Raw genomic sequence first — 12992 nt, 5'->3', positions numbered from 1 at the left:
CTAGAACCTCGAACATGCCCCGGCTTTCATCGGCCGGTGGCGGCTCTCAGCACGGCCAGGCGCTCGAGAACGGCAGCGACCTCGATCGGCTCGGCGACCCGGAACGGCGCAACGGTGGGACCGTCGCCGCTCTTGAGCGCGAGGTCCTCGCCTCCGAGCACCTTGAAGGCATCCTCGTCGGTGACGTCGTCGCCGGCGTAGAGCACGGCCGTGGCGCCGGTGTAGTCGCGCAAGTGCAGGATCGCGTCTCCCTTTGTGGCAGACAGCACGGAGAATTCGAGTACGTCCTTGCCGTCGCGGATCGTCGCATCCGGGTAGACGTCTGCGACGATTCTGCGCGCGGCATCCTCGGCGGTGAACGCGGCGTCGGAGCCGACGCCACGCGTGTGGACGGCGAACCCGGCCGGCTTGCGTTCGATCCGCGTTCCGGGGTGGTCATGGGTGAACCCGGTGAACGCCTGCACGAGGGCGGCGACCCTCTCGGTGTCCTCAGCGTCGAGAGGCGGATGCGCGTCGACGCCGTCGAACCTGTACTCGGCACCGTGCGAACCGACGAGGAGTACTCCGGCCGGCGCCTCCGACGCTCGCTGCAGACTGTCGACCGCGCGTCCGGAGACGAAGGCGACTGTCGTGTGCGAGACCTCGAGCAGCCGCTCGACCGCGAGTCGGGCCTCAGGCAGGGCACGCGCATCCTCCGGGTGGTCGACGAAAGGGGCCAGCGTTCCGTCGAAGTCGAGAGCGACGAGGAGGTGTTCGGTTTCAGCCAGCCGCCCCAGCGCGGCGTCGAGGGCCGGGTCCACGGCGCTCACTTGCGCAGGTCCGGGTACTCGTGGGAGACCGGGTGTGACGTCGAGGCGAGCGCGAGTTCGTCAAGGAAGACCCTTGACCACTTCACCACGTCGTTCTCGAGGACCCGTTTGCGCATGGCCCTCATCCGCCGTCGTCGCTCTGTCTCCGGCATGTCGATTGCCCTGATGATGGAATCCTTCACACCGTCGATGTCGTGCGGGTTGATCAGCAGCGCCTGGCGAAGGTCGTCGGATGCCCCGGCGAATTCGCTGAGGATGAGCACACCACCGAGGTCGGCGCGGGTCGCCACATACTCCTTGGCCACGAGGTTCATCCCGTCGCGGAGCGCTGTGACGAGCATGATGTCGGCGGCGAGGTACAGCGCGACCATCTCCTCGCGCGGATAACCCTGGTGGAGGTAGTTGATGGCTGTGTGGCCGATCGAGCCGTAGTCGCCGTTGATCCGCCCGACCGTGAGTTCGATCTCGTCACGGAGCTGCATGTAACTGGCGACACGTTCACGGCTCGGGCTGGCGACCTGGACCAGTGTCACGTCCTCGACGGCCAGTCGCTTCTCGGCGAGGAGTTCGCCGAACGCCTTCAGCCGGTGGCCGATGCCCTTGGTGTAGTCGAGGCGGTCGACGCCGAGCATGATGGTCTTCGGGTTGCCGAGTTCCTCACGAATCTGGGCCGCCCTGGCCTTGACCTCCGGGCGCTGGGCGAGTTCGACGTAGCTCTCGGCGTCGATCGAGATCGGGAACGCCCTGGCGATGACCCGGCGGACAGGCGCGCCGCTCGTGTGGGAGCGGTCGCCGGTGCTCTCGTCAGACGAGTCGCCGACCGGCACCCAGATCCGGGTGCCCTTGGTGTCGTAGCCGAACAGCCGGCGGACGGCGCGGGCGAAGTTCCCGGCATCGGCGACACGCTGGAAGCCGATGACATCGGCGCCGAGCAGGCCGGAAATGATCTGCTGCCGCCACGGCAGCTGCGAGAAGATGCCGTACGCGGGGAACGGGATGTGGTTGAAGAAGCCGATGGTGAGGTCGGGGCGTGCCTCACGGAGCATCCCGGGCACGAGCTGGAGCTGGTAGTCGTGCACCCAGACGGTGGCGCCGAAGTCCGAGATCCTCGCTGCCGTATCTGCGAATCGACGGTTGACGGCCACGTACGCCTCCCACCATTCCCGGTGGTAGCCGGGCTGCGCGATGACGTCGTGGTAGAGCGGCCAGAGGGTGTCGTTCGAGAAACCCTCGTAGTAGTTCTCGATCTCTTCGGTGTTGAGCGCGATCGGCACCATGCGGATGCCCTCGTGCTCGAACGGATCCAGGTGCACGTCCGGTGCTCCCGGCCAGCCGACCCATGCGCCGTCCGACGCCTTCATCAGGGGCTCGAGCGCCGCCACGAGTCCGCCGGGCGACATCCGCCATCCGGAGCTCCCGTCCGGGCCAGTGACGCTGTCGACCGGGAGCCGGTTGGCGACGACGACGAAGTCGTATGTCTCGTCTGCGCTGGATGTCGTCTCGATGATGTGTTTCCCCCTCGGCCCCTGTTCGGACACCGCCTGTCGGCGACTGTCCGGTGGCCTCACAGGTTACCAGTGGTTGCAGAATGGACACCCCGTGTTCAGGCGCAGATCCTAGGCTAATGGCGTGATCAGGATCGGAATGAGCACATCGTGCGTGTACCCGCTCGGAACGGAGCGGGCGTTCGAGTTCGCCGAGGAGGCCGGCTACGACGGCGTCGAGGTGATGGTCACGAACGACGACGTCACCCAGGAAGCGAGCGCATTGAAAGCGCTGAGTGAGGCCTACCGGATGCCTATCCTCTCGATCCATGCACCGGTTCTGCTTCTCACCCACTTCGTCTGGGGAACGGATCCCCTGGTGAAGCTGCAGAAGTCGGCTGAGCTGGCGAGGGATGTCGGGGCGGACACCGTCGTCGTCCATCCGCCGTTCCGCTGGCAGAAGGAGTACGCGGACGGCTTCCTCGACCACGTCCGCACGATCCGGCAAGACTCTGGCGTCCGGATCGCCGTCGAGAACATGTTCCCCTGGCAGGTCCGCGGGCGCACCATGAAGGCGTACTCCCCCGGCTGGGATGCCGTCGAACTCGACTGCGACGACGTCACCCTCGACTTCTCGCACGCGGCCCTGTCCGGCCAGGATGCTTTCGACCTGGCCACGAGGCTCGGCCCCAGGCTCCGCCACGTGCACCTGTGCGACGGTTCCGGTTCGATCGATGAGGGCCGGGTCTTCGACGAGCACAGCCTCCCAGGGCACGGCACCCAGCCGGTTGCCCGCGTTCTGGAACTCCTCGGCGCTTCCGGCTGGAGCGGTTCGGTCGTCGCTGAGGTGAACATCCGCAAGGCGAAGTCGGACATCGAGCGCCATCTCGCACTGCACGAGACCCTCGAGTTCGCCCGCAGGCACCTCGGGCACCACCGCCCGGGGCCGGATCATCTCCGCGCGTTCCGCCGCCGTTCTCTCGACGCATTGCTCGGGCGCTGACGCGTCGACCGTGACTCCTCCGGCGAATGCCGATAGCGTTGAGAACCTTGGAGGTGCACCCAGATGCGCAAATACATCCTGAACTTCACGGTCATCAGTGCCTTTTTCGGCGCCGTCACCCTGATCCGGACAAGCAAGTCGGCCCCGCGTGACTGGCGGCTGGCGCTTCTGTGGCTCGGCTGGCTCGTCACCGTGGCGAACGCGTTCGCCCAGGTATCGGAGCGGGCCGACCAGGACAAGGTCGAGGCGGAGGGCGGCGAGAGCAAACTGAAGCGCAGGGCAGCCGGAAAAGTTTGATCGACCGCGCGGCCGGAAATACCCTCCACTCAGGAGGTTTCCCGCCGTGATCCGGCGTGTCAACGCCCCGTTTCATGGCCACTCGGCGACACTGTAGACATCACCACAGTCAGTAGCAGGGAGCACCGGACATGTTTGGTCGCCGTCGTCACCGCGCACCGGTCATCGTCGCCCCTCCGGCGCCGGTCCCGATCCCGGGTGTAGAACTCTCCGAAGAGCAACTCTTCGAGAAGATCCGCAGCCGACTCGACCAGCATCTGGGAGCCGGTGGAGACTGGACGCTCGTCCGCCGCAGCGACTCAGACACCGACACGTTCTTCCACGAAATGGCTGCGTTCTCGCTGGCCCGTGAGATCACGTCCGCCATCGTCGCGACCCCGGTCGCTGCGCCCGCCGAGCAGGCCGCAGCCACTGCCGCCGACGTCGTGCCGACCATCACCGTCCAGACCGTCCCGTCAGCGGCATCCGGTCTCACCGACCTCGACTCGGCCTTCAGCGGCGCGCCGGCGGTTGCAGAGCCCGCTCAGGCAGAGGACCGCGAGGTCCTCGAGCACGTGATGTTCGAGCTGAACACCGTGGCTGTCTGGGCGGACCCGCAGCGCCACGACCCGTCGCACGTGGACGCCGGGATGGTCACGCCATCCGGATCCTTCAGAAGGCGCTGGAACGGCACTCGCGCGTCCTGAGCGCGCCTGTCGGTCGACCTCAGGCCTCGGCCGCCTTCGCGGCGACCAATGCCCGTCGTCTGCGGCGGATGACGAACATCGGCCAGCCGATGACCAGAGCAACGAGTCCGAGCGCTGACGGATCGTGACGCCCCAGTGCGTGGCGGCGATCCCACGCACGCCTGAGCGCTCCTCCCCTGCTGCGTCGCGCCGGCCTACGGACGACCAGTCTGCGGTTATCGCGATCGGCCATCAGGTCGGAGAGCCGGCCCTGGAACGTGTTGTCCTCGACGGCGTGGAAGTAGTTCTGCGCCAGCCAGCCCGGTTCGAGCTGCGGGAATCGCAGGTTCAGAAGGTCGTCGGACGGCGCGAGTAGCCCGCTTCCCACGAAGACCTCGGTGATCGTCTCCGCTCCGACCCCGAAGTCGTCCAGCAGGATACTCGGCACCCCGAGGGCTGCCGCTTCGAGGACGGCGGTGGAACTCACCGACGCGAAACCGGCGGCGCGGCGCAGGTGGCCACGCATCGGCCCGGCCTCGACGATGAGATTCGGTGGAGCGTCCGCCGGCAGCAGGTCAGGAAGCGGATACGACTCGGCATGGGTCTGCTCCTCGCCCAGGAGTGCGCGGACCTTGAGAACGACTCGCAGGTCGGGGTGCCTGTGCGCCAGCTCGCACAGTTGCCCGACCAGCCGTAGGCGGTCTGGACGCTCGCGAGGAACGATGGCCTGCGCGGCGAAGATGATGCTGTCCCTGGGGCGATCGGGCTTCGGCGCTGAGCTCGCGGCCCTGGCAAACGGAAGCGTAGCGAGCACGAACTCGACCGGAGTGTCGTGTTCCCGAGCGAGTTCGTCGTATGCGGCCACCTCGCGATGGCTGTGCAGCACGAACAGGTCTGCCTGTGCCCTGTAGAAGATGCCCTTCCACTTGGCAGGGATCGAGATCCCCGGGAGTCCGCTCACGAGCACTGGGCGCTCGGGGCCCCTGCGGGCCAGGGCATGGAGGATGACCTCGGCGACCGGCCCCCTGCACGCGACCAGCACGGCATCCGCACGCGAGACCTCGGAGTCGGCGAGAAGCTCGGCGACCGTGAGGAAGCGGGTTCCGCCCTTCCCGAACCGCGTGTGGGCAACGGCATCCGCCACCTGCCGCGGGCTCGCGGTGAGCGCGCTCGCGACGACGACGAGTGTCAGTTCCCAGTCGTCAGGCAACGAGTCGAGAAGGCTCGCTCCCCATTTGACGAACGAATCCGAATCGGCGATGCCGACGACACGCCGTCCCACCTACGCGCTGACGCGGCGGAGCTTGGCCAGCGGTGCGAGCTCACCCGGGTACACGCGTTTCACCCCGTCGCCGAGTGCCTCCTCGAGCACACGGATGTCCCGGACGAGAGTGGCGAAACCGTGCGGTTCGAGCGAGGCCGCGTGGTCGGAGCCCCACATCGCCCTGTCCAGGGTGATGTGCCTCTCAACGACGCAGGCCCCGAGGGCAACAGCGGCGATGGAGATCTGCAGGCCGCGTTCGTGCCCCGAGTATCCGATTGGGATGCCGGGGAACCGGTCGGCGAGGGTGGGGATCATCCGAAGGTTCGCTTCCTCAGGCGGGAGCGGGTACGTCGACGTCGCGTGGAGGATCGAGAGGCGCTCCGGATCGAACAGGGACACGGCCCTGTCCACCTGGTCGAGTGTCGACATCCCCGTAGACAGGATCACGGGCCTGCCGGTCTCTCCGATGCGACGGAGCAGCCCTTCGTCCGTGACGGATGCCGATGCCACCTTGTATGCGGCGACGTTCAGGTCCTCGAGGAAATCGACACTGGGTTCGTCCCACGGGGAGGCGAACCAGTCCAGGCCGCGGAGGGTGGCGTGGTCGCCGATCTCGATGTACTGCTCCCGGTCGAACTCCACCCGGTAACGGTAGTCGAGGTAGGTCATCTCACCCCACGGTGTGCTCCGCAGGACGCTCTTCATGTGTTCGGGGGTCGAGATCGCCGGTGTCCGTTTCTGGAATTTCACCGCCTGCGCTCCCGCGTCTGCGGCCACGTCGATGAGTTCCTTCGCCAGGGCGACGTCTCCGTTGTGGTTCAGCCCGATTTCACCGATCACATAGACAGGGTGGCCGGGGCCGACGGTGTGGGTTCCAATGGTCAGCGTCATGGCTGCGTCCTTTCGGTGAGTACGAGATCGGCGAGTTCGCGGACGGCGCCGTCACCGCCGCCGCGGGAGAGAATCAGGCGTGCGGCCGGGATGACGTCCCGGTGTGCGTCTGCCACCACGACGGGCCAGCCGACGAGACGCAGGCATTCGAGGTCGTTGACGTCGTTGCCGAGGTAGGCGATCCGGGTCAGCGGAATGCCCTTGCTCGACGCCCAGCCGCGCAGGGCGGACGCCTTGTCTTCCACGCCGTCGCGCACATCGACCGTGAGCTTCGCTGCGCGGGCGGCGACGACCGGGTTGGTCTCTGTGGACAGGATGAGAACGGGCACGCCTGCGGCTTTGAGGAGCGAGACACCGAGCCCGTCACCGCGATGCGCTGCGATCGATTCGGTGCCGTCCTGAGCGACGTGGACTCGGTTGTCGGTGTGCACACCGTCGAAATCCGTGACGACGGCATCCACATCGATACGACGCCCAGTACGGCCTTCAGCGGAAAGCACAGCGGACGCGAGGTCGGCTTCCGTGTCGATCTCAAGAGCTGATGACGGTGAGACGATGCCCATGCCGATCCGGCCGAAGAACCGGTGGCCGGACCGTTTGAAGCCCTCAGTCCTGAGCACGTAGAACCCGCCCGTTTCCAGGAACTGGGGATCACGGTCCTGCCTGCGCGGGCGGGTCGACGCGTCGTGGTTGACGGCAGCCGCCCCGGTCGGGCTCTCCCGCCAGAGGAACGCATGCGATTCGGCGGCGGAAAAGACGACGTCGCACTCGCCGAGCGTGACCCGTTCGATGGCGTCATCGAGGTCGTCAGGCTCGAGAAACGGCGACGTCGCCTGGATGAACACGAGGATGTCAGCGTGGATGCCGTCGTTCTCCAGTTCCTGGAGCGCGTGGAGCAGCGCGCTCTCGCTCGACGCCTCATCGGTGGCGAGCTCGGCGGGTCGTTCGATGACATGCGCGCCGTATGCGGCCGCGACCTCAGCGATCTCCGGAGCGTCCGTCGACACGAACACCGAGTCGATGAGCGTGGCCGACCGGGCAGAAGCGATCGCGCGGCCGATCAGCGGCACGCCGCCGACCCGCCTGATGTTCTTGCCGGGGACGCCCCGGGAACCACCGCGCGCGGGGATGACGGCGACGACCGTGGTCCTGGGTCTTGAGCTCATTTCCTCAGGCTAGGAAGGCTCTCCCCCGCAAAGATGGCCGCGCCCTGACGATCGGGTGAACGATCGGCGACGGATCGGGGCGCACCGTTCGGCTACACCGCCTCGCCGATCGGCTTCCAGCCGTCCGGGCCGGTCGACCCGGCGGGATACTCCTCGAGCGGCACCTCGCCCGAGCGCCAGGCGGCGAGTACGGATTCCACGATCCGCCAGCATTCCTCTGCGGTGTCTCCGCGAACGGACAGAGAGGGGTCGTCGTCGAGGATCCCCTCGAGGACCTCACCGTATGCGTTCAGCTGGCCCGGGCCGAAGTCAGCGGCGAACGTCATCCGCTCCAGTTCGTGTGGGTCGTCCGGTCCGTTGATATTGATCGACAGCGACATCTCGTCTGGGGCGAGGAACAGCCGGAGCACGGTGGGCTCTGTGCTCCCGCGGAATCCCGCCGGGACCTGGTTGGCCGGTTTGAACGTGACGACGATCTCGCGACGCCGCTCCCCGAGCCCTTTGCCCGACCGCAACGTGAACGGAACTCCAGCCCATCTCCATGTGGCGACGTGGAAGGTGACTTCGGCGAGTGTCTCGGTCTCGAGGGCCGGGTCCACTCCCTTCTCGTCGGCGTAGGACGGATAGACCCGGTCGTCGACCGTCCCTGCGGTGTAGCGGGCACGCCGCCCTGCGCCGATCGGGTCATCGTCCCACGGACGTGTCGCGCGCAGCACGAGTCCCTTGGCGTCGCGGAGATCGGCGGCATCCAGTGACGCCGGCGGCTCCATCGCGAACACGGCCAGCACCTGCAGCAGGTGGCTCTGGATCATGTCGATGAGCGCACCGGCTTTGTCGTAATAGCCGGCGCGTCCCTCGAGTCCCAGTTGCTCGTCGTAGACGATGTCGACACGTTCGATGTGCTCGGCGTTCCAGAGGGGCTCGAAGATGCGGTTGGCGAATCGTAGTCCGAGCAAGTTGAACACGGTGGCCCGGCCGAGGAAGTGATCGACCCTGTGGATCTGTTCTTCAGGAACCAGGCGCGCCAGCAGCCGGTTCAGCGCAGCGGCACTGTCACGATCGGTGCCGAAGGGCTTCTCCAGCGCCAGTAGAGTGCCTTCGGGAAGCCGGACCTCCAGCAGCGCCGCGCACGCCTTGACCGTGACGGCAGGGGGCAGGGCGAAGTAGAGGACCGGGTTGCCCTCGGATTCCGCGAGGAGCGGCTCGAGGGCGGACGGATCCGTGACGTCGGCGTGACGGAACACCGTGTCCCCGAGGAGCGCGTCGACAGCGGGTCCTGCCCCGTCGACCGTCGCGAACGATGCCCTGACGATCTCGCGCCAGGCGGCATCCGTCAGCTCGTCGACGCCGACTCCGACGAGGTGAACCCGCCGATCCGGCTGGTGGGTCAGGAGCTGGCCGAGGGCAGGGAGGAGGAGCCGCGAGGAGAGGTCTCCTCCCCCTCCGAGCAGGAACAGGGTCGTCGAGGGCTGCGTCATGGTCCGACCATACGCCAGTGGCGCGCCCTGCACCGTTGTGCTCGCCTCAGGTGTACATCAGCGACCCGGGTGTGGTGAGGAGCTGCCCCGACTCGAGCCAGGTCTTCAGTCCGGACAGGATCATCGGCCAGCCCCCGTAGAGCTGATCGTTGGCGCCTTCCCGCAACTGGTCGTGCGTGACCGTGAGACGGCAGGAGTCCTCGACCTGCTCGATCTCCCACGTCACACGCGATGTGCCCTCGCTCTTCACATCGTCGCCCCAGAGAGCGACCATGCTCTGAACCAGGCGCATGGGAGGGTCGAACTCGAGGATCTCGCCCTCCCCAAGCGGCGCAGACGCGTTCCCGTTCGTCATCTCGTAGTGCGATCCGGGCGCCCAGTCAGTGACGATGCGGTTGCCGAACTGATACTTGCTCCGGATGTCGTTGTCGACGATCGCCTCCCAGAGGCGGTCGGGGGTCGTCTTGATGTAGATCTCGAAAATCTTCTCCATGGTCTCTTCCAGTTCGCTTTTCAGGCCGCTGAGTCCAGCGGTCCAGTTCTCTGCGTATTTGCTCACCCAACGGTCGTGGACGAGCTGAATGGGCACGGCGTTCAGGAAGTGAAGTTTCTCCCGCCCGTCGCGCCTCGTCACAACGAGTCCGGCTTCCTCGAGCTGTTTGAGGTGCTTCATCACACCGAATCTGGTGATGTCGAATCGAGCCTCGAGCGCGCCCAGGGTCTGGCCGTCCTCACGGAAGAGCTCGTCGAGCAACGCACGCCGAGTCGGGTCGGCCAGCGCCTTGAAGATCTCATCCATGGATCGAGGTTATGTGACCATTTGGTCACATGTCAAGGGTGGTGATGAATCCGGTCGGCTCTGGTTACTGCAACGCGGAGGTGAGACGCGCCACCCCGTCGAGGAACGTGGCCGACGCCGGTTCCTTCTGCCATTCCTCCAGGGTGAGCTGCCGACCGGCGTCGCGGTAGCCCTGCTCGACGGCACGCATCTGGGAGACGAACGACGCGCCGCGCACCAGGAGCGACCCCTCCGAGTTGAGGGCGAACGAACGGATGTCCATGTTGCTCGAGCCGATCACGGCGACGTCATCGTCGACCGACAGGTGCTTCGAGTGCAGGATGTACGGGCCCGGGTACAGCCAGATCCCGACGCCTGCACGGAGGAGACTGCCGTAGTAGGAACGCTGGGCGTGCCACACCGAACCCTGGTCGCCGATCTCCGAGACGAAGAGCTGCACGTCCAGCCCGCGCTGGCACGCCGAGGTGATCGCGTACATCATCGCCTCATCCGGCACGAAGTACGGGCTCGTGATGATCACCTTGCGCTGCGCGGACGTCACCAGCGTGAGGAACAGCCTGAGGTTGTTCTCGCCGTCATAGCCCGGCCCGCTCGGCACCACCTGGCAGACCAGGGCATCCGTCGACGTGTCTGCGGGCACGTCGACGGCGGCGAGGTGGTCGTCGTCGCCGAGCAGTTCATCGGTTTCGAGGTACCAGTCGGAACGGAAGACGGCGTTGATGGCGGCGACCACAGGGCCGGAGACTCTCGTCATCAGTTCCTGCCACTGCAGGCCACGCTTCAGGTTCTTCGGCGAGTTGTAGCTGCGATCGATCAGGTTCTGCGAGCCCATGAAGCCCACCAGTCCGTCGACGACGACGAGTTTGCGGTGATTGCGCAGGTCCGGTCGCTGGTACTGCCCCTTGAGCGGCCGGACCGGAAGCATGTAGCTCCAGGTCACGCCGATGCGGTCGAGTTCGGCGAACGTCTCGTCATTTCCTGCGACCCGCCTAGACGCGACGTAGTCCGCCAGCAGGCGCACCCTGACACCCCGTTGGACGGCGCGTTCGAGGGCTGCGAAGAAGCCCGTCGTCGTCGAGTCGAACGACACGATGTAGAACTCCACGTGCACGAAGCGGGTTGCGGTGTCGATCTCGGCGGACATGGCGTCGATCGACCCCTGATAGTCCCCGAGAAGTGTTGCTGTGTTGCCGCCGAGCGGAGGCAGTGCCCCGAGTTCCTCGTTCTGTGTCGTGAGAGTGGTGAACCACTCGGGCCACGTATGGCGGTCAGGAGCAAGATCGACGCCCTCGGCCTTCGCCCGGATGATGCCGTCGATCTCCCTCTGCTTGTCGCGGCGCGCTTTGGGCAGTTTGGAATTGCCGATCAGCAGGAAGAAGAGGATCCCGATGAACGGGATCAGGAAGATCGCGAGCAGCCAGGCCATCGCCGCCGTCGGCTTGCGCTCTCTGGGCACGATGATGAGCGCCGCCACCCGGATGGCGAAGTCAGCGAGCACGAGAATGCCGCCGAGAATGGCGGCCCACTGCCCGTTCACCGACGGACCCCGGACACTGACTGATCGCCCATCTGATCGCTCCCTGTGATCCTCGCCCGGCACGGCTCGCCTGCGCCGATGTCGGCACACTAGTCCCGGGCCGGATCCTGTGGATCACACGGATGGGGTGAGGGTCGGGCCGACGCCTGACCCGCGCCTCAGAGACCCTCGCGGCGTCCCTTGACGAAGTAGGCGATCGGGCCGATCCAGTTCACCGCGATGATCACGGTCCACATGCCCTTCGGACCATTGACTTGATCGGCGGGACGGGTGGCGAGATCCCTCCACGCGACTGCGGCCAGCGCGAGCTGCACCGTCCCGATCACGAGGACGACAGCCTTCCGTCCGGTGCTCATCTCGGTCCACTTCAGCTGCTTCGACTTCGAGTTCTTCGTCACGATCGATGCTCCTGTTCTCGGGAATGCGGTGTGTCGTCTCCCAGACTCCCGGCATCCGCCCCGTGGCACAACCGGTCGAACCATCTTCGGCCGAGTCCAGCGCTCGAACGGCATGAAAAAGCCCCGGTCGAGTCTACGACCGGGGCTGGATGGTGCACCCCCCGAGACTTGAACTCGGAACCCACTGATTAAGAGTCAGTTGCTCTGCCGATTGAGCTAGAGGTGCGTTTTCGACCCACCGACTGCGCGGTGAACCGTGGAAAACCTTAGCATGCGATCCCTGTCGTTCGCCAATCGAGCGGGGCTCGCGACGAGGACCCGTCGATACCCGCAGCACTATCGTGGGAGCATGACTGCGCCTCTCCCCTCCCTTGCCGACGATCTCGACCTGGCCCGCCGACTGGCTGACGTCGCTGACGCGATCTCGTTCGACCGGTTCCGCTCAGCGACCCTGGAGATTTCAACGAAACCGGATGCCACGCACGTGACGGATGCGGACCTGGCGGTGGAGCGCGCACTGCGCGACGTCCTGGCCGCCGAACGCCCTGACGACGGCATTCTCGGCGAGGAATACGGCACGGAGGGTTCGACGGAACGCCAGTGGATCCTCGACCCGATCGACGGCACCGCGAACTTCCTCAGGGGCGTTCCCAACTGGGCGACGCTCATCAGCCTCGCCGTCGACGGCACTCCTGTCGTCGGGGTCGCGAGCGCACCGGCGTTCCGCAAGCGGTGGTGGGCCGCTGAGGGTTCCGGCGCATGGCTCGCCGAGGACGGTCAGGAGCCCAGGCGCCTGCACGTCTCCGGCGTCGAGAAACTGGAGGATGCATCGCTCAGCTTCCAGAGCATCGCGCAGTGGGATGAGGCCGGTTACCTCGACCAGCTGATCGGCCTGTCCCGGTCGGTCTGGCGAGACCGCGCCTTCGGCGACATGTGGTCGTACGGGATGCTCGCGGAAGGACTCATCGACATCGTCGGCGAGTTCGACGTGAAGGAGTACGACATCGCTCCTTTCGTGATCCTCGTCCGCGAGGCCGGCGGCCGGTTCACGTCGATCGACGGTCGCGACACGATCGCGGGCCGCAGTTCCCTCGCGAGCAATGGCATCCTGCACGACCAGGTGCTTAGCACCATTGGCCACGGTCCCGCCATCCTCGCTCAGGACAGCTAGATTCCCCGTCGTTCCCTCTACGCTTTCGGT

At 66.3% G+C, this 12992-nt stretch carries 13 protein-coding genes and 1 tRNA gene; 4 read left to right on the top strand and 10 right to left on the bottom strand.

The annotated features are described in order from the left end of the window. Positions 1-26 precede the first annotated feature (26 nt). Positions 27-809 (bottom strand): trehalose-phosphatase, encoded by a 783-nt coding sequence (gene otsB / locus AC1M2K_RS11575; RefSeq protein WP_480241090.1) that lies wholly within the window; start codon positions 807-809, stop codon positions 27-29. Continuing rightward, a complete protein-coding gene (locus AC1M2K_RS11570; protein ID WP_480237361.1) occupies positions 806-2317 on the bottom strand; it encodes an alpha,alpha-trehalose-phosphate synthase (UDP-forming) in 1512 nt (503 codons plus the stop codon). Before AC1M2K_RS11570 ends, otsB begins: the two co-directional genes overlap by 4 nt. 136 nt (positions 2318-2453) lie before the next feature. Here AC1M2K_RS11570 and AC1M2K_RS11565 point away from each other — a divergent pair, with 136 nt between their 5' ends. The 3 genes from AC1M2K_RS11565 to AC1M2K_RS11555 all read left to right on the top strand — a co-directional run bounded on the left by AC1M2K_RS11565 (position 2454) and on the right by AC1M2K_RS11555 (position 4279). Beyond that, complete coding sequence (locus tag AC1M2K_RS11565) at positions 2454-3296, top strand: sugar phosphate isomerase/epimerase family protein (RefSeq protein WP_480241089.1); 843 nt, start codon at positions 2454-2456, stop codon at positions 3294-3296. 63 nt (positions 3297-3359) lie between these two features. Next, complete coding sequence (locus AC1M2K_RS11560; RefSeq protein ID WP_480236962.1) at positions 3360-3593, top strand: hypothetical protein; 234 nt, start codon at positions 3360-3362, stop codon at positions 3591-3593. A gap of 131 nt (positions 3594-3724) precedes the next feature. Beyond that, positions 3725-4279 (top strand): hypothetical protein, encoded by a 555-nt coding sequence (locus tag AC1M2K_RS11555; protein ID WP_480241088.1) that lies wholly within the window; start codon positions 3725-3727, stop codon positions 4277-4279. A 19-nt stretch (positions 4280-4298) separates the two neighbouring features. On the opposite strand, the gene AC1M2K_RS11550 is transcribed toward AC1M2K_RS11555, so the two are convergent. The 8 genes from AC1M2K_RS11550 to AC1M2K_RS11515 all read right to left on the bottom strand — a co-directional run bounded on the left by AC1M2K_RS11550 (position 4299) and on the right by AC1M2K_RS11515 (position 12017). After that, on the bottom strand, positions 4299-5540 hold the full coding sequence (locus AC1M2K_RS11550; RefSeq protein ID WP_480241087.1) for a DUF6716 putative glycosyltransferase: 1242 nt from the start codon (positions 5538-5540) through the stop codon (positions 4299-4301). Continuing rightward, entirely contained in the window at positions 5541-6413 is an 873-nt protein-coding gene (locus AC1M2K_RS11545; protein ID WP_480241086.1) for an N-acetylneuraminate synthase family protein, read from the bottom strand. Next, on the bottom strand, positions 6410-7579 hold the full coding sequence (locus tag AC1M2K_RS11540) for a cytidylyltransferase domain-containing protein (protein WP_480241085.1): 1170 nt from the start codon (positions 7577-7579) through the stop codon (positions 6410-6412). The genes AC1M2K_RS11545 and AC1M2K_RS11540 overlap by 4 nt, the downstream gene beginning before the upstream one ends. Positions 7580-7671: 92 nt before the next feature. Next, positions 7672-9057 carry a glucose-6-phosphate dehydrogenase gene (locus tag AC1M2K_RS11535; protein ID WP_480241084.1) on the bottom strand — a complete coding sequence of 462 codons (1386 nt, stop codon included), beginning with the start codon at positions 9055-9057 and terminating at the stop codon, positions 7672-7674. Positions 9058-9103: 46 nt separating this feature from the next. Next, a complete protein-coding gene (locus AC1M2K_RS11530) occupies positions 9104-9856 on the bottom strand; it encodes an ArsR/SmtB family transcription factor (protein ID WP_480241083.1) in 753 nt (250 codons plus the stop codon). A 64-nt stretch (positions 9857-9920) separates the two neighbouring features. Further along, on the bottom strand, positions 9921-11393 hold the full coding sequence (gene cls / locus AC1M2K_RS11525) for a cardiolipin synthase (protein WP_480241082.1): 1473 nt from the start codon (positions 11391-11393) through the stop codon (positions 9921-9923). A 158-nt stretch (positions 11394-11551) separates the two neighbouring features. Then, positions 11552-11791: a PLD nuclease N-terminal domain-containing protein gene (locus AC1M2K_RS11520; protein WP_480241081.1), complete on the bottom strand. Its 240-nt coding sequence runs from the start codon at positions 11789-11791 to the stop codon at positions 11552-11554. Between the two features lie 150 nt (positions 11792-11941). Continuing rightward, a tRNA-Lys gene (locus AC1M2K_RS11515) sits at positions 11942-12017 on the bottom strand. A 123-nt stretch (positions 12018-12140) separates the two neighbouring features. Here AC1M2K_RS11515 and AC1M2K_RS11510 point away from each other — a divergent pair. Next, positions 12141-12962 (top strand): inositol monophosphatase family protein, encoded by an 822-nt coding sequence (locus AC1M2K_RS11510; RefSeq protein ID WP_480236971.1) that lies wholly within the window; start codon positions 12141-12143, stop codon positions 12960-12962. The last annotated feature ends 30 nt before the right edge of the window (positions 12963-12992 follow it).

The sequence above is a fragment of the Mycetocola sp. Y171 genome, from assembly GCF_056713165.1.
The sequence above is the reverse complement of the archived record's forward strand: the minus strand, read 5'-3'. Positions and strand labels throughout refer to the sequence as shown.

Bases quoted from the DNA above. Each gene is read 5' to 3' on its own strand.
- AC1M2K_RS11565 (WP_480241089.1), top strand. From the start codon at position 2,454: ATGAGCACATCGTGCGTGTACCCGCTCGGAACGGAGCGGGCGTTCGAG.
- AC1M2K_RS11560 (WP_480236962.1), top strand. From the start codon at position 3,360: ATGCGCAAATACATCCTGAACTTCACGGTCATCAGTGCCTTTTTCGGC.
- AC1M2K_RS11555 (WP_480241088.1), top strand. From the start codon at position 3,725: ATGTTTGGTCGCCGTCGTCACCGCGCACCGGTCATCGTCGCCCCTCCG.
- AC1M2K_RS11545 (WP_480241086.1), bottom strand. From the start codon at position 6,413: ATGACGCTGACCATTGGAACCCACACCGTCGGCCCCGGCCACCCTGTC.
- AC1M2K_RS11540 (WP_480241085.1), bottom strand. From the start codon at position 7,579: ATGAGCTCAAGACCCAGGACCACGGTCGTCGCCGTCATCCCCGCGCGC.
- AC1M2K_RS11535 (WP_480241084.1), bottom strand. From the start codon at position 9,057: ATGACGCAGCCCTCGACGACCCTGTTCCTGCTCGGAGGGGGAGGAGAC.
- AC1M2K_RS11530 (WP_480241083.1), bottom strand. From the start codon at position 9,856: ATGGATGAGATCTTCAAGGCGCTGGCCGACCCGACTCGGCGTGCGTTG.
- AC1M2K_RS11510 (WP_480236971.1), top strand. From the start codon at position 12,141: ATGACTGCGCCTCTCCCCTCCCTTGCCGACGATCTCGACCTGGCCCGC.